14 protein-coding genes and 2 pseudogenes are annotated in these 14,263 nt (G+C 63.7%); 7 read left to right on the forward strand and 9 right to left on the reverse strand.

The window, feature by feature from the left end:
* Positions 1 to 55: 55 nt before the first annotated feature.
* The 5 genes and pseudogenes from ACWTU7_RS09500 to ACWTU7_RS09520 all read left to right on the forward strand — a co-directional run.
* Positions 56 to 250 (forward strand): annotated as a pseudogene (locus tag ACWTU7_RS09500) (LysR substrate-binding domain-containing protein); the annotation flags it as partial.
* Positions 251 to 442: 192 nt separating this feature from the next.
* Positions 443 to 1,021, forward strand: a complete 579-nt coding sequence (locus ACWTU7_RS09505; RefSeq protein WP_455839673.1) for a cytochrome b — start codon at positions 443 to 445, stop codon at positions 1,019 to 1,021.
* A gap of 68 nt (positions 1,022 to 1,089) precedes the next feature.
* On the forward strand, positions 1,090 to 1,665 hold the full coding sequence (locus ACWTU7_RS09510) for a YceI family protein (RefSeq protein WP_455839672.1): 576 nt from the start codon (positions 1,090 to 1,092) through the stop codon (positions 1,663 to 1,665).
* Positions 1,666 to 1,848: 183 nt separating this feature from the next.
* Complete coding sequence (locus ACWTU7_RS09515) at positions 1,849 to 2,835, forward strand: Gfo/Idh/MocA family protein (RefSeq protein WP_455839671.1); 987 nt, start codon at positions 1,849 to 1,851, stop codon at positions 2,833 to 2,835.
* Between the two features lie 40 nt (positions 2,836 to 2,875).
* A pseudogene (locus ACWTU7_RS09520) lies at positions 2,876 to 3,070 on the forward strand (FAD-dependent oxidoreductase); the annotation flags it as partial.
* Between the two features lie 52 nt (positions 3,071 to 3,122).
* Here ACWTU7_RS09520 and ACWTU7_RS09525 read toward each other — a convergent pair.
* The 7 genes from ACWTU7_RS09525 to ACWTU7_RS09555 form a co-directional block, all read right to left on the reverse strand.
* On the reverse strand, positions 3,123 to 4,064 hold the full coding sequence (locus ACWTU7_RS09525) for an alpha/beta hydrolase (protein WP_455839670.1): 942 nt from the start codon (positions 4,062 to 4,064) through the stop codon (positions 3,123 to 3,125).
* Between the two features lie 219 nt (positions 4,065 to 4,283).
* Entirely contained in the window at positions 4,284 to 5,066 is a 783-nt protein-coding gene (locus tag ACWTU7_RS09530; protein ID WP_029347500.1) for a carnitinyl-CoA dehydratase, read from the reverse strand.
* Complete coding sequence (locus ACWTU7_RS09535; RefSeq protein WP_455839669.1) at positions 5,059 to 7,137, reverse strand: acetate--CoA ligase family protein; 2,079 nt, start codon at positions 7,135 to 7,137, stop codon at positions 5,059 to 5,061. Before ACWTU7_RS09535 ends, ACWTU7_RS09530 begins: the two co-directional genes overlap by 8 nt.
* Before the next feature lie 3 nt (positions 7,138 to 7,140).
* On the reverse strand, positions 7,141 to 8,304 hold the full coding sequence (locus tag ACWTU7_RS09540) for an acyl-CoA dehydrogenase family protein (protein ID WP_065011040.1): 1,164 nt from the start codon (positions 8,302 to 8,304) through the stop codon (positions 7,141 to 7,143).
* Positions 8,305 to 8,308: 4 nt separating this feature from the next.
* Complete coding sequence (locus ACWTU7_RS09545; protein WP_455839668.1) at positions 8,309 to 9,382, reverse strand: 3-hydroxyacyl-CoA dehydrogenase NAD-binding domain-containing protein; 1,074 nt, start codon at positions 9,380 to 9,382, stop codon at positions 8,309 to 8,311.
* Positions 9,379 to 10,008: an HD domain-containing protein gene (locus tag ACWTU7_RS09550; protein ID WP_455839667.1), complete on the reverse strand. Its 630-nt coding sequence runs from the start codon at positions 10,006 to 10,008 to the stop codon at positions 9,379 to 9,381. The genes ACWTU7_RS09545 and ACWTU7_RS09550 overlap by 4 nt, the downstream gene beginning before the upstream one ends.
* A 28-nt stretch (positions 10,009 to 10,036) precedes the next feature.
* Positions 10,037 to 10,948 (reverse strand): BKACE family enzyme, encoded by a 912-nt coding sequence (locus ACWTU7_RS09555; RefSeq protein WP_029347504.1) that lies wholly within the window; start codon positions 10,946 to 10,948, stop codon positions 10,037 to 10,039.
* Positions 10,949 to 11,058: 110 nt separating this feature from the next.
* Between ACWTU7_RS09555 and ACWTU7_RS09560 the strand changes: the two genes are divergently transcribed.
* Complete coding sequence (locus tag ACWTU7_RS09560) at positions 11,059 to 12,039, forward strand: GlxA family transcriptional regulator (RefSeq protein ID WP_455839666.1); 981 nt, start codon at positions 11,059 to 11,061, stop codon at positions 12,037 to 12,039.
* Between the two features lie 6 nt (positions 12,040 to 12,045).
* Here ACWTU7_RS09560 and ACWTU7_RS09565 read toward each other — a convergent pair whose 3' ends face one another.
* Both ACWTU7_RS09565 and xylA read right to left on the reverse strand, forming a co-directional pair.
* A complete protein-coding gene (locus ACWTU7_RS09565; RefSeq protein WP_029347507.1) occupies positions 12,046 to 12,255 on the reverse strand; it encodes a hypothetical protein in 210 nt (69 codons plus the stop codon).
* Between the two features lie 184 nt (positions 12,256 to 12,439).
* Positions 12,440 to 13,765: a xylose isomerase gene (gene xylA, locus ACWTU7_RS09570; RefSeq protein ID WP_455839665.1), complete on the reverse strand. Its 1,326-nt coding sequence runs from the start codon at positions 13,763 to 13,765 to the stop codon at positions 12,440 to 12,442.
* A 113-nt stretch (positions 13,766 to 13,878) separates the two neighbouring features.
* Between xylA and ACWTU7_RS09575 the strand changes: the two genes are divergently transcribed.
* Entirely contained in the window at positions 13,879 to 14,241 is a 363-nt protein-coding gene (locus ACWTU7_RS09575) for a nuclear transport factor 2 family protein (RefSeq protein WP_095517416.1), read from the forward strand.
* The last annotated feature ends 22 nt before the right edge of the window (positions 14,242 to 14,263 follow it).

A 14,263-nucleotide genomic window follows, 5' to 3' on the forward strand; every position in this document is an offset into this window, starting at 1 on the left:
GCGCTTTCCGACGACTTTTTCCGGCGACAGGGCGTCGCCGATCGCCGCCACTTCCGCCTCGATCGACGGCGCCGGCCTTGCCTTCGTGTTCGAGGATTATGTTCGCGATGGCATTGCAGACGGCAAGCTCATTCGCGTGCTGGAGGACTGGTGCCCGCCCTTCAACGGTTTCTTCGTCTACTATCCGAGCCGCCGCCAGATGCGGCCGTCGCTCAGGGCCTTTGTCGATTTCTTCAAGATGAGCGGGTAGGCCACCCTCCCCCTTTGTGGGGAGGGTCGGCTCGCAGTCGGAGCAAAGCGGAGGCTGCGAGACGGGGTGGGGGTAGCGCCCTACGAGAACCCCCACCCCGCTTCGCAAAAGCCGCCTGGCGGCATTTGCTGCGCGACGCTCCCCACCAGGGGGAGGGTGGAAGAACGCGGCCCCGGCATTCGTTCACCGACAATGCCGGCATGGATCACAAACACTACCACCCGCTATGGCTGGGCGGCAATCGTCCTTCACTGGTTGATCGCGGCGATCTTCATCGGCCAGTTCGCGCTCGGCTTAGTCATGATGCGGGTATCCAGCCAGCGCACCGCCTTCGAGCTGATCCAACTGCACAAATCTTTCGGTTTCCTGCTGCTCGGCCTGGTGATCCTGCGCATCGCCTGGCGGCTCGGCAATGCGGTGCCGGCGCTGCCACGCTCGGTCGGACGCTTCGAGCGCCGGACAGCGCCGCTCGTCCATTTCGCGCTCTACGCGTTTCAGCTCGCGCTGCCCCTGTCCGGCTGGGCCCTGGTGTCGGTGTCGATGCTGGAGATCCCGAGCGTGCCGTTCAACCTGTTCGTTATGCCGGACCTGCCACTCGCGGAATCGGACCCGGCGGAAAGCTTCTGGACGTCGGCGCATTGGTATCTCGCCTATGCCGGCATCGGACTTGTCGCCCTGCATTTCGCCGCGGCGCTGCGCCATCATTTTTGGCTGAAGGACACGGTGCTGACGCGCATGATCACGCCTTCGTCGGATCACAACGCGGAATAGAGTGAGCGGCTCATTCGTTGGTGGGACGAGGGCGCTAAAAAGCGTTGCCTCCAAAAAGGATCACGCCCATGGTTGCGCGCATCTTCGGATTTGCGGCGGTCGCCGCTTGCCTTGCCGTGCCTGTTTTCGCGGCGGTGGCGCTCAGCGACGCTGCCGGCAGCTACACGATCAGCCCGGCCGGTTCCAGCATCCGTTTCTCCGTCGGCAAGGCCGGCGGCGGCGGGCTCGCCGGCGCCTTCGCCCGCTTCAAGGGCAGCATCCGCATCGACAACAGCAATGTCGGGCGCTCCCAGGTCAATATCACGATCTTTCCCGAAAGCGTCGGCACCGGCCAGCGCCGCGTCGACGCCTTCCTTCGCTCCGACGCGGTGTTCGACACAGCCAACAATCCGGAAATCCAGTTCCGCTCGACCAGCGTGAAACGCACCGGCGACACGTCAGCCCTTGTCACCGGCCGGCTGACGGCGCGCGGCAAGACTTTTCCGGAGAAGTTCACAGCCGAGCTCGCCGGCCTCAAGGCAGGCACGATAAAATTCCATGTCACCGGCAAGGTGCTGCGGTCGCGCTACGGCATGGATGTCGGCACGCCGATCTATTCGAACGTCGTCGACTTCGACATGACGCTTACAGGTAGAAGGGGATAGCCTTTGCAGGACCTGGGTTCCTCTCCGACTTCGTGGCACGAGGAACCCAAGCTCTGCGGAGGGCAGCGCCGGCACCCGAACAAGCCGCAGACGATCGCCTTGCTCCCTGCCATGCTTCGCATTGGCTTTTCCGCCGATTTCAGGCACACCTCGACGTCTGCAATTTAAAGATGGAGAAGCCTGATGTTCCGATGGGGTGTTTTGTCGACGGCCAAGATCGGCCGCGAGCATCTTTTGCCCGCAATAGTCGAGGCGGAGAACGGCGTGCTGTCCGCGATCGCCAGCCGCGACATGTCGAGGGCCCGTGCCCTGGCCGATCGTTTTGGCGCGCCCCATGCCTTCGGTTCCTATGACGAGCTGCTCGCATCCAAGGACGTCGACGGCGTCTACATCCCGCTGCCGACCGCGCAGCATGTCGAATGGACCGCCAAGGCGATCGAGGCCGGCAAGCATGTTCTGGTCGAAAAGCCGCTGGCGCTCGATGCCAAGGACATTCCGCCGCTGATCAAGCTGCGCGACGCCAAAAACGTGCTCGTCTGCGAAGCCTTCATGGTCGTCTACCACCTGCAATGGATCAAGGTGCGCGAACTTATCGCCAACGGCGCCATCGGCCGGCTGCGCCATGTGCAGGGCGCGTTCTCCTACTACAATGTCGATCCCAAGAACATGCGCAACCAGCTCGATCTCGGCGGCGGCGCGCTGCCCGACATCGGCGTTTACCCGACGGTATCGACGCGTTTTTCGACGGGCAAGGAGCCGCTGCGCGTCCAGGCGACGATCGAGCGCGACAAGACGTTCGGCACCGACATCTACTCCTCGATCCGCGCCGATTTCGGCGACTTCGAACTGTCGTTCTACCTGTCGACGCAGATGGCGGCGCGGCAGGTGATGGTATTCCACGGCGAGAAGGGCTTCATCGAGGTGCTTTCGCCGTTCAACGCCGGCATCTACGACCATCATCGCATCGAGCTGCACAACCAGAACCACAGCGAGGCGCAAGTGTTCCGCTTCCCCGGCATGCAGCAATACCGGCTGGAGGTCGAGGCCTTCGCGCGGGCGGCACAGGGCGGCACCGACCGCGTCTTTACGCTGGAAGAGTCGGTGCTCAACCAGAAGGTCATCGACGCCATCTTCCGCGCCGGCGAGAAGGAAGGCTGGGAGACGGTCTGACGATCCGTCAAAGCCGGGAGGAGAGCCGGGGGAGGAGAGAATGGCTGACGATGCCGATGTGATCATTGTCGGCGCCGGCCTTGCCGGCCTCGTCGCCGCGGCGGAACTGGCCGAGGCCGGCAAGAAGATCGTCGTCGTCGACCAGGAGCCGGGCCAGTCGCTCGGCGGCATCTTCCTCGTCGATTCGCTCATGGTACGCGGCGCTGGAAGGCACGTTTCTCGGCGGCTGCATCTTTTCCGGGCCGCAGCGCCGGCCGCGCGGCGTCACGCGGGGTGGGCTAGACCCCTTACCAGATCCACTCGCCGCGTCCCAGAACCGCTACCGCGTCGACGATCCGGGTAAAGCTCGAGCGCGCGCGGCCGACCGTATGCCGGGCTCTGAGATAACCATGTACCAGCCCCGGCTCTTCGAGCCAGAAGGCGTGGCCGTCGGCCGCGACGATGCGGTCGCGATAGGCCTCGCCGTCCGACGACAGCGGGTCGCATTGAGCTGTGATCAGCACGGTCGGCGGCAGATTGGCAAAATCGGCGTCGGCCAGCGGCGACAGCGTGAGATCGCCGGTGCGGTCTTCGCCGCCGGTCCTGATATTCGTGTAGAAATCGAGGTCGCGCACTGTCAGCATCGGCGCCTCGGCATGGGTCACGTAAGAACCTTGCGAGCGGTCGCCGCCAAGGCCGGGATAGATCAGTACCTGGCCGATCGGCCTTCGCGCATGGCCGCGTGTTGCGTGGCTGAGCGCAGCGGCGAGATTGCCGCCGGCGCTGTCGCCGCAAAGCAGGATCGGACGCTTGTAAATCGTCGCCGCCCATTCGAAGGCGCTGATGGCATCGTCGAAGGCGGCCGGATGAAGATGTTCCGGCGCCAGCCGGTAGTCGACCGAAACCACTTCATAGCCGGTGCGGGCGCAAAGCTCGGCGCAGACGTCGTCATGGCTGTCGAGCCCGCCGAGAATAAAACCGCCGCCGTGGAAATAAAGCACCATCGCCGCCGCTTCCGGAGCCGGGGTCCGATAGATGCGGATCGGGATCGGATGCGAAGGCGTGACAATGGCGGTGGTTTCCGCCGTAACCCCTTGCGGATAGCCGGCAGAGAACTCGCGGCACATGCGGCCGTAGATTTCCCGCTGCTGGTCGATCGTGTAGTCGATCGTATCCGGTGGATAATAGGAATTGGTCCGCTCGATGAAGGCCCAGGTCTCGGCGTCGATCAGCTTTTTGTAGTCGGTCATGGGAACTGAACGGATCGTAACGAATCCGCCTGGGCACCCCCCTCTGTCCTGCCGGCCATCTCCCCCTCAAGGGGGGAGATCGGATGTCGCGTCGGCTTTCGCCAATCTCCAGCGCGGCAGGAAGGGTGAATGGGCCGAAGCTGCCAATCTCCCCGCTTGAGGGGGAGATGCCCGGCAGGCCAGAGGGGGGTGGGAAGAAAAGCCATCATCTCCGCAGGATCATTTTCCCTTCCACACCGGGTCTCGCTTTTCGGCAAAGGCGCGAAAACCCTCGAGATTGTCCTCCGAGCCGTACAGTGCGTCAACCGTCGGCAATTGGCGGCGCGTCACCCGGTTCATCGCGTCCTGGAAGGTGAGCGATTCGGCTATCCGCGCCGTCTCCTTGATCGCGGCGAAGACCAGCGGCGGACCGTCGGCCAGCAGCCGTGCGATCTCCCAGACGCGGTCTTCGAGCCTGTCCTTGGGCAGCACCTCGTTGACCAGGCCCCAGCGATGCGCCTCGGCGACATCCATCCAGCGGCCGGTGAGCAAAAGATCCATGGCGACGTGATAGGGAATGCGCTTCGGCAGCTTGATCGTCGCTGCGTCAGCCAAAGTGCCGGCACGGATTTCGGGCAGCGCAAAGGAGGAATGATCCGACGCGTAGATGAGGTCGCAGGATAGCGCCAGCTCGAAACCGCCGCCGACCGCCATGCCGTTGACGCAGGCGATGACCGGCTTGTTGAGGTCGCGCAATTCCTGCAGCCCGCCGAACCCGCCAACGCCATAGTCGCCGTCGACCGCATCGCCGCCGGCCGCGGCCTTCAGATCCCAGCCGGCGCAGAAGAACTTATCGCCGGCGGTCGTGACAATGGCGACCCGCAGACCCGGATCGTCGCGGAACGCCTTGAACGTTTCGCCCATCAGGCGCGAGGTCTTCAGGTCGATGGCATTGGCCTTGGGCCGGTCGAGCGTGACTTCGAGAATGGTGCCCTCGCGGCGGGTGGTGATGACGTCAGACATTCTTTTTCTCTCCAAGCACCAGCAGCGCGTCGGCGATCCAGGCGCCTTTGCCTTGCGCGCAGACGATCAGCGGATTGATGTCGAGTTCCTCGATCTCGACGGCATTTTCCTGCACGAAGGCGGCGATGCCTGATATCGCATCGATGGCGGCCGCGACATCGGCCTTGGGCCGGCCGCGATAGCCTTCGAGCAGCGGGAACAATTTGAGCCCGCGCAATGCCGCCTCGATGTCGTCGCGTGTCGCCGGCAGCATCAGCGTGACGCTGTCGCGCAGCAGTTCGACCAGCACACCACCGGTGCCGAGCGTCATAACCGCGCCGAACATCGGGTCGCGGGTGAAGCCGACGAGCAGTTCGGCGACGCCGTCGCGCACCATGCGCTCGACATAGAGGCCGGTGCCGAGCGCATAGAGATCATGAGCGGCGGTGCTGACGGATTCGGCATCCCTGAGGTTAAGCCGCACCGCGCCGAGCTCGGATTTGTGAGTGACCCCCAAAGCCTTCAGCGCAACCGGAAAACCGAGCGCCATCGAGGAGATCACCGCCTCGACCGCATTGCCGGCGCGTTCGCCCCTCGGCACGGGAAGCCCGGCCTCGATCAGCCGCGCTTTCGCCTCGGCCTCGTCAGGCGTGACATGGTCGCTGGCCGGCGCACCTGACGCGGAGGTGTCGATCGGCTGCGCCTGCGGCTCGCGCCAGGCCCAGCCGATGAAGGCGGCCGCCTGGGCGGCGTCCATTGCCTCGGAAATGCCGAACAACGGCACCATGCCGCGTGCCATCAGCCCGGCGGTGTATTCCTCGGGCAGGTTCTCCGGCAGCGAGGAGACGATCGCGCCCTGCGCCTTGTTGGACGTCAGCGCCGATTCGAAGGCGCGCAGCGTCGTCCACCAGTCGGTATCGGAGCAGCGGTCGGGGCGCGGGAAATCGAGCACCAGCATGTTGAGGTCGAAGCCGCCCGACACCATGGCGGTGAAGGTGGCGGTCATCGCCGGCTCGTTGTTCCAGATGAAGGTGTGGTAGTCGAGCGGGTTGGCCACCGCAACCAGCGGCCCGAGCGTCGATTTGACGTGGGCGCGATGCGTGTCGGTCAGCGCCGGGAAATTCACCCAGCGGCCTTCTGCGCTGTCGGCCATGACAGACGCTTCGCCGCCCGAACAGCTCATCGACGACAGCCGGTAGCCGGGCAGGGGACCGGTGACGTGCAGCAGCTTGAGCGCCTCGATGAAGGCAGGGATGGAATCGACGCGGGCGATGCCGAGCCGCTTCAGGAAGGCGCCCGAGGCAGCGTCCGAGCCGGCCAGCGACGCGGTATGCGAGACGGTCGCTTGCCGCGCCTGCTCGGAGCGGCCGACCTTCATGGCGATGATCGGTTTCTTCAGCTCTCGCGCCCGCGCGGCCAGCCTTTCGAAGCCGGCTACTGAATCGAAGGCCTCGATATGCAGGCCGAGCGAAGTGACGCGATCGTCCTCGATCAGGCCGAGCGCCATTTCGGAAAGGCCGGTCTGTGCCTGGTTGCCGGCGGTCATCAGAAAGGCGATCGGCAGGCCGCGCTTCTGCATAGTCATGTTGATGGCGATGTTCGACGATTGGGTGATGATGGCGACCCCGCGGCCACCCTCGGCCAGCCTGATGCCGCCATGCTGGTCGGGCCATAAAAGCGCGCCGTCGGCATAATTGATCAGGCCGTAGCAGTTCGGCCCGATGATCGGCATCTGGCCGGCCGCTGCGACTAGTTCGGCCTGCAGCCGCTCGCCGTCCTCGTCATAGGCCTCGGTCTCGAGAAAGCCGGCGGCAAAGCAGACGGCGCCGCCGGCACCGCGCTCGGCCAACGCCTTGACCACTTCGATGGTCAAATGCCGGTTGACGCCGACAAAGGCAGCGTCCGGCGCTGCAGGCAGATCGGCCACCGAGCGATAGGCCTTGCGGCCGGCGACCTCCTCCTTGATCGGGTGCACCGGCCAGATCTCGCCGGCAAAGCCCATCTTGATCGACTGCGCGACGACGGCGGCAGCCTGCGCGCCGCCGAAGACGGCAATCGTTCGCGGGCGCAAAAGGCGCTCAAGTTTGTGCATCGATCAGCCCCCGAACGGGCGCAACAGCGCCCGCGAGATAATGTGGCGCTGGATTTCCGAGGTGCCTTCCCAGATGCGCTCGACGCGGGCGTCGCGCCAGATGCGCTCCAGCGGCAGGTCGTCCATCAGCCCCATGCCGCCATGGATCTGGATTGCTTCATCGGCGACGAAGGCGAGCATTTCGGTGGCCTTCAACTTGGCCATGGCCATGTCCTGATCAGTGACGGTGCCCTGATCGTACTTCCAGCCGGCTTCGAACACCATCAGGTCGGCCGCCTTCAGTTCGGTCGCCATGTCGGCGAGCTTGAACGACACGCCCTGGAACTTGCCGATCTGCTGGCCGAATTGCTGCCGCTGCGCGGCGTATTCGACGGCATGGCCAAGCGCCCGCTCGGCCCGGCCGAGACAGGTGGCGCCGACCTGCAGGCGGGTTGCGCCAAGCCATGAATTGGCGACGTCGAAGCCCTTGTGGACCTCGCCGAGCACTTGGGCTCCGGGCAAGCGGCAATCGTCGAATTCGAGGATGGCGTTGGTGTAGCCGCGATGCGAGACGTTGCGATAGCCGTCGCGCACCGTAAAACCCTTGGTGCCCTTGTCGACGAAAAAGGCGGTGATCTTCTTGCGTTTGCCGCGCGGCGTCTCCTCTTCGCCCGAGGCCATGAAGACGATGGCAAAATCGGCAAGGTCGGCATGGCTGATGAAATGCTTGGTGCCGTTCAGCACCCAGTCGTCGCCGTCCTGCACGGCGGTCGCCTTCATGCCGCGCAGGTCGGAGCCGGCACCTGGCTCGGTCATCGCCAGGCAGTCCCATTTCTCGCCGCGAATGCAGGGATAAAGGTATTTCTCGCGCTGCTCCGGCGTGCCGGCCAACAGGATGTTGGAAGGCCGCGCCACGCAGGTCCAGTGCAGCGCGTAATTGGCACGGCCCAGCTCTTTTTCGTAAAGCAGCCAGGTCACCGTGTCGAGCCCGGCGCCGCCGACTTCCGTCGGCATGTTGGCGGCATAGAGCCCGGCTTCGATTGCCTTGGCCTTGATCTCCTCGATCAGCTCACGGCGCAGCACGCCGGTGCGCTCGACTTCGCGCTCATGCGGGTAGAGCTCATTCTCGACGAAGGCGCGCGTCGTCTCGACGATCAGTTTCTGTTCTTCGGAGAGGCCAAATTCCATAGTATTAGCCTTTCTTCTTTTTCTTCGGCTTTTCAGCCTTGGCTTTTTCGGCCGCCTTGGAAGCGGTGGGCTTCTTCGCCGCAAGCCTGGCGAGCTGCTTGGTATAGTCCTTGTGCAGGGCGCCGGCGCCCCAGCCCTTGCCTTTGTTCTGCTTCGACAGCGCCTCCATGATGGCCACCAGATTCTCGTCGCGGATCTTTTCGAGCTCACGGATCGACAGGCCATGCGCCTGGTCGTCCGACTGGGTGGCGATCAGGTCGACCAGTTCGTCGTTGAACTCCGGCACATCCATCAGCTTGGTCCATGGCCATTTCAGGCACGGCCCGAACTGCGCCATGAAATGGCGCATGCCCTCCTCGCCGCCGGCGACGCGATAGACCTGGAACATGCCCATCTGCGCCCAGCGCAGGCCGAAGCCATAGCGCATGATGTCGTCGAGTTCCTCGACCGTGCAGATGCCGTCCTTGATCAGCCACAGCGCCTCGCGCCATGCCGCCTCCAGCAGGCGGTCGCCGACGAAAGCCTCGATCTCCTTGCGGATCACCACCGGCTTCATGCCGATCGAGGCGTACATCTCCTTGGCGACTTCGATCGCCTCGGGAAAGGTCTGTTCGCCGCCGACGATCTCGACCAGCGGCAGGAGGTAGACCGGGTTGAACGGATGGCCGACGACCAGCCGCTCCGGATGCTTCTTCATCGCCACCTGCATGTCGGTCGGCTTGATGCCTGAGGTCGAGGAGCCGACGATGGCATTGGCCGGCGCATAAAGGTCGATCTCGGCCAGCACGCGGTGTTTCAGTTCGAGCCGTTCCGGTACGCTTTCCTGGATGAAATCGGCATCGGCGACGGCATCGGCGATGGTCTTGGCAAAGGTCAGTTTGCCCTCTTTTGGGAGGCCGTCAGGCAGCATCTGTTTGTAGGCGCGGCGCGCGCCTTTCATCACTTCGCCGACCTTGCGCGAAGCTTCCGGGTCGGGATCGAAAATCGACACGTCGATGCCATTCAAGAGCAGCCGCGCTACCCAGCCGGCGCCGATGACGCCGCCGCCGATTGCAGCTGCCTTGGTGATGATGCTCATGCGGAGGCTCCGGTTCTTGTCCTGGCTACTTTGGAATCGATCAGGGGCACGCGCTCGCCGGCGCGGATCACGGTGGGGTCATAGGCCCTGCGGGCAAACACTTCGAGCACGATGGGCCGGAAGAAATCGATCGGCAGCGTCTCGTAATCCGGATCGAAGCTCGACTGGTCCCAGCGCTCGCAGAACTGGTCGCAGTCGTCGAAATAAAGATGGCCGGCGAAACGGTCGCGGGCATGGGGATTGCCGCCGAGATGGTGGGCGTAATAGAGGTGCTGGAAGTCACCGTGCTTTTCCACCACCCAGGTGCATTGCTCGCGCACGAAGGGTTTTAGGATCGAAGCTGCATATTCGTCGTGATTGTAGGGTGCGTAGATGTCGCCGATGTCGTGCAGCAGCGCGCAGGCGATCCAGTCGGTGTCGGCGCCGTCGCGCCATGCGCGCGTCGCCGCCTGGAGCGAATGGCCGAGCCGAGTGATCTTGTAGCCGGACAAGCCTTCGTCGAGCTGGACAAGCGCATCAAGCAGCCGTTCCCCGGTCTTCGCCGCATAGTCGATCTCGTGCTCGGTGAGGAAGGCGTAGTCGTCGCGGTCGCCGTCCTTCATGGCGGTGAATTTCACGGTCTTCATCGGCGGCTCCTCCCTACCGATACCCTGTTCAAAGCGGCGCGCGCTTCGTCAAATTGAGCTTCTTACGCACCTCGTCCGGGCCGATGACCCTTGCGCCCATGTTCGACACGATGCTGACCGCCCGCTCGACCAGCTGCGCATTGGTCGCCAGCACGCCCTTGTCGAGCCAGAGATTATCCTCGAGCCCGACGCGGACATTGCCGCCGGCCAGCACCGCGGCGGCGGCATAGGCCATCTGGTTGCGGCCGATGGAAAACGCCGACCAATTCCAGCTCGACGGCACATTGTTGACCATCGCCATGAAGGTGTTGAGATCATCGGGCGCGCCCCATGGCACGCCCATGCACAATTGCACGAGAGCATCCGGATCCAGCACCTTTTCCTCGACGAGCTGCTTGGCAAACCAGAGATGCCCGGTGTCGAAGGCCTCGATCTCCGGCTTGACGCCGAGCGCCGTCATCATGCCGCCCATGGCGCGCAGCATGCCGGGCGTATTGGTCATGACATAGTCGGCTTCGGCGAAATTCATCGTCCCGCAGTCGAGCGTGCAGATTTCCGGCAGGCACTGGCGCACATGTTCCACGCGGTTGGTCGCGCCGCCCATATCGGTGCCTTTCTCGTTGAGCGGTAGCGGATTCTCCGGCGAACCGAACACCATGTCGCCGCCCATGCCGGCGGTCAGGTTCAGCACCACGTCGACATCTGCAGCACGGATGCGCTCGGTTACTTCGCGATAGAGCTGCACGTCGCGCCGTGGCTTGCCGGTTTCGGGGTCGCGCACATGGCAGTGGACGATCGCCGCACCCGCTTTTGCCGCATCGATGGCCGAATCGGCAATCTGCTTGGGCGAACGGGGCACATGCGGGCTACGGTCCTGCGAGCTGCCGGACCCGGTCACGGCACAGGTAATGAAAACCTCACGGTTCATCGTTAGCGGCATGGACTTTCCTCCCAACCAGCACAGACGGCCCAATCAAACATGGGCCTGATCGAACAGACGGCAACAATGCCTGACTTGCCGGAAACTGTTTTGCGTTTTACGAAGATCGCATGATGAAAAACGAAAAGCCTTCGATCTTTCGCGCCGAACGCTCGACGCTCAAGGTAACGCTTCTGATATTTTCCGGGTCGTCGATCATGTGCGTGGCATCGGCGGTCGATCCGCTGCGCGCCGCCAACCGTATTGCCGGCGAGACGCTGTTCGATTTCAGGCTGGTTTCGGTGACCGGCGAAGCGCCGGTCACCACATGCGGCCTGCCGGTTGCGGTCAGTGGCCGCTTCGATGCGGCGGATATAACCGATATGCTTGTCGTCATCGCCGGTTTCGGTACGCAGAACTATGCCACATCGGCTCTGCTTGCCGGCCTGCGCCGGGCGGCGCGCGCCGCACGCGCCTGCGGCGGTGTCGAAGCCGGCACCTGGCTGGTGGCGCGCGCCGGCCTGCTGGAAGGACGCAGCGCCACCACGCATTGGGAGGACATGGAAGATTTTTCGTCGGCCTTTCCAGGCGTCGATGTGCGCCCCGACCGCTATGTCATCGACGGGCCGGTCTTCACCTCGGGCGGCGCTTCGCCGACCTTCGACCTGATGCTGCATCTGATCCGCACGCGGCTCGGCATGGCTGTCGCGCTCGATGTGGCAAGTGTCTTCATCTACGATCAGGCGCGCGCCGCGACCGACGCGCAGCCGCTTGTCTCGCTCGGCCGACTCGACGGCTACGATCCCAGGCTGGCGCAAGCCATCCGGCTGATGGAAGCCCATGTCGACCAGCCCTTGACCATTGCCGCGGTGGCAAAGCGCGCCGGGGTGACGGCGCGAACGCTGGAGAGCATCTTTCGCAAGTCGATCGGCGAGACGCCGGGCGCCTATTATCTCAGGCTGCGGCTGGGTGCCGCGCGCCGGCTGGTGATCGACACGCGGGTGGCCATGGCCGATATTGCCGGGCGAACAGGATTCTCGTCCGCCGCGGCATTTTCCAGGGCGTTTTCAAGGGCTTTCGGCGAAGCGCCGGTCAGGCTGCGTAAGGGGTAGTCGGGATTAGGCAGCGTCCTGGCGGTCGCTTTTGCCGTCGATGTGCGAGCGCATCTGTCTCGCAAGATGGGTCTCAAAGCGGCTGGCGACCGCGCGATCCCATTCGTTTGCACTGCGCGCACCGTGCTTCGGATGCGGCAGCGCCATCAGCCGGTCGATGATCGATCCGGCCTCGCCAGATGAGAGCAGGGCGTCGATTTCGCGTTCGTGCTGCATATCGTTTCGCCTCCTTCTTTCTGTTCCCGCCACGGACCACATATACGAGATTCGTGACGGCTGTTTGAAGGCAAGAGCGAGGCGATTGAGGGGCGGTGCGAGGCAAAACCTTGTCGTCGGTTCCGTCCCCGCGCAAAGCTGTTCCGGACGGCGGGTCGGTCAAGAGACCCGCCGGTGCGACACCTCAGACATACCGGTTGACGATATTCTCGAGCAGTTCCTGGCGGCCGGATCTCGGCTGCGGCTCGATCTTCTTCTTGACGACGCGTTCGGTGATCTCCTCCAGCGTCCTCTTGCCGGCAAGCATCGCCTTGGCCTCGGCCGAGTTCCAGCCGGCATAGCGCTCGGCCAGCGGTCCCGACAGCGCCTTGTCCTCGACCATGCGCGCCGCAGCCTTGAGGCCGCGTGCACAGCAATCCATGCCGCCGATATGGCCAATCAGCAGATCCTGCGGGTCGAGCGACTGGCGCCGCAACTTGGCGTCGAAATTGGTGCCGCCGGACTTGAAGCCGCCAGCCTGCAGGACCTGGTAATAGGCCAGCGCCATCTCCGGCACATTGTTGGGGAACTGGTCGGTGTCCCAGCCCGACTGGTAGTCGTTGCGGTTCATGTCGATCGAGCCGAAGATGCCGAGCGCACTGGCCAGCGCCAGTTCATGCTCGAAGGAATGGCCGGCCAGGATGGCATGGCCCTGCTCGATGTTGAGCTTGACCTCCTTCTCCAGCCCGAAGCGTTTCAGGAAGCCGTAGACCGTGGCGACGTCATAGTCGTACTGGTGTTTTGTCGGCTCCTGCGGCTTCGGCTCGATCAGAATGGTGCCCTTGAAGCCGATGCGGTGCTTGTAATCGATGACCAGGTTGAGGAAGCGGCCGGCCTGTTCCTGTTCGCGGGCAAGGTCGGTGTTGAGCAGCGTCTCATAGCCCTCGCGGCCGCCCCACAGCACATAGTTCTCGCCCTTCAACCGCTTGGTGACATCGATGCAGTGTTTCACCGTCGCTGCCGCATAGGCAAACACATCCGGGTCGGGATTGGTGGCGGCACCCGACATGAAGCGGCGGTTGGAGAACAGGTTGGCCGTGCCCCAAAGCAGCTTGACCCCAGTCTGCTTCATCTTCGACGCAAAGTAATCGGCGATCTCATCGAGGCGCGCGGCACTTTCGGAAAAATCTTTTCCTTCCTGCCGCACATCGGCATCGTGGAAGCAGAAGTAGGGGGCACCGAGCAGCGCAAACATGTCGAAGGCGACATCGGCCTTGAGCTTGGCCAGCTCCATCGTGTCGGTGCCGCCGGCCTTGGCGAACCATGGCCGCTCAAAGGTCTGGCCGCCGAACGGATCGCCGCCCGGCCAGGCGAACGAATGCCAGTAGGCGACGGCAAAGCGCAGATGGTCTTCCAGCCGCTTGCCGGCGACAATTTCGTCGGGATTGTAGAACCGGTAGGCCAGCGGATTGGTCGAATCCGGCCCCTCATATTTGATCTTCTGGATGTCGCCGAAAAAGCCGCTGGTCATGATTGTCTGTCCTCTCGCATGGTTCTGTCCTGATTACCTCAGGCGTAATTGGTTTCGCGTTGGCGTTGGATGAAAACGGTCATGTCAAAGCCCCTCAACAAAGGAGACAGACTATGACCGACCTCAACACGATCGCCGAAAACTACATCACTGCCTGGAACGAGAGCGACGCCGTGCGCCGGCAAGCCTTGCTCAAGGCGGCCTTCACCGAGGACGTCAGCTACCGCGATCCGATCATGCAGGGCGACGGCCATGACGGCGTCGACGCACTGATCGAAGGCGTCCAGCAGCGTTTTGCCGGCTTCCGGTTTTCGCTGAAGGGCAAGCCGGATGGATTTGGCGACACGATCCGCTTCTCGTGGAACCTCGGGCCGGAAGGCACGGATTCCGTCATCGAAGGCACCGACATCGGCGTCATCGAGAATGGCCGCCTGAAAAGCGTCACCGGCTTTCTCGACAAGGTTCCGGCACAGTGACGTCATCTCAGGCCTCGGCGGG

This window comes from Mesorhizobium sp. BHscii (assembly GCF_053848065.1).

What these genes read in the sequence shown, in the direction of transcription:
- ACWTU7_RS09565 (WP_029347507.1), bottom strand. Translation starts at nt 12,255, where the DNA reads ATGCAGCACGAACGCGAAATCGACGCCCTGCTCTCATCTGGCGAGGCC.
- ACWTU7_RS09505 (WP_455839673.1), top strand. Translation starts at nt 443, where the DNA reads ATGCCGGCATGGATCACAAACACTACCACCCGCTATGGCTGGGCGGCA.
- ACWTU7_RS09530 (WP_029347500.1), bottom strand. Translation starts at nt 5,066, where the DNA reads ATGTCTGACGTCATCACCACCCGCCGCGAGGGCACCATTCTCGAAGTC.
- ACWTU7_RS09535 (WP_455839669.1), bottom strand. Translation starts at nt 7,137, where the DNA reads ATGCACAAACTTGAGCGCCTTTTGCGCCCGCGAACGATTGCCGTCTTC.
- ACWTU7_RS09540 (WP_065011040.1), bottom strand. Translation starts at nt 8,304, where the DNA reads ATGGAATTTGGCCTCTCCGAAGAACAGAAACTGATCGTCGAGACGACG.
- ACWTU7_RS09510 (WP_455839672.1), top strand. Translation starts at nt 1,090, where the DNA reads ATGGTTGCGCGCATCTTCGGATTTGCGGCGGTCGCCGCTTGCCTTGCC.
- ACWTU7_RS09550 (WP_455839667.1), bottom strand. Translation starts at nt 10,008, where the DNA reads ATGAAGACCGTGAAATTCACCGCCATGAAGGACGGCGACCGCGACGAC.
- ACWTU7_RS09515 (WP_455839671.1), top strand. Translation starts at nt 1,849, where the DNA reads ATGTTCCGATGGGGTGTTTTGTCGACGGCCAAGATCGGCCGCGAGCAT.
- ACWTU7_RS09555 (WP_029347504.1), bottom strand. Translation starts at nt 10,948, where the DNA reads ATGCCGCTAACGATGAACCGTGAGGTTTTCATTACCTGTGCCGTGACC.
- xylA (WP_455839665.1), bottom strand. Translation starts at nt 13,765, where the DNA reads ATGACCAGCGGCTTTTTCGGCGACATCCAGAAGATCAAATATGAGGGG.
- ACWTU7_RS09575 (WP_095517416.1), top strand. Translation starts at nt 13,879, where the DNA reads ATGACCGACCTCAACACGATCGCCGAAAACTACATCACTGCCTGGAAC.
- ACWTU7_RS09525 (WP_455839670.1), bottom strand. Translation starts at nt 4,064, where the DNA reads ATGACCGACTACAAAAAGCTGATCGACGCCGAGACCTGGGCCTTCATC.
- ACWTU7_RS09545 (WP_455839668.1), bottom strand. Translation starts at nt 9,382, where the DNA reads ATGAGCATCATCACCAAGGCAGCTGCAATCGGCGGCGGCGTCATCGGC.
- ACWTU7_RS09560 (WP_455839666.1), top strand. Translation starts at nt 11,059, where the DNA reads ATGATGAAAAACGAAAAGCCTTCGATCTTTCGCGCCGAACGCTCGACG.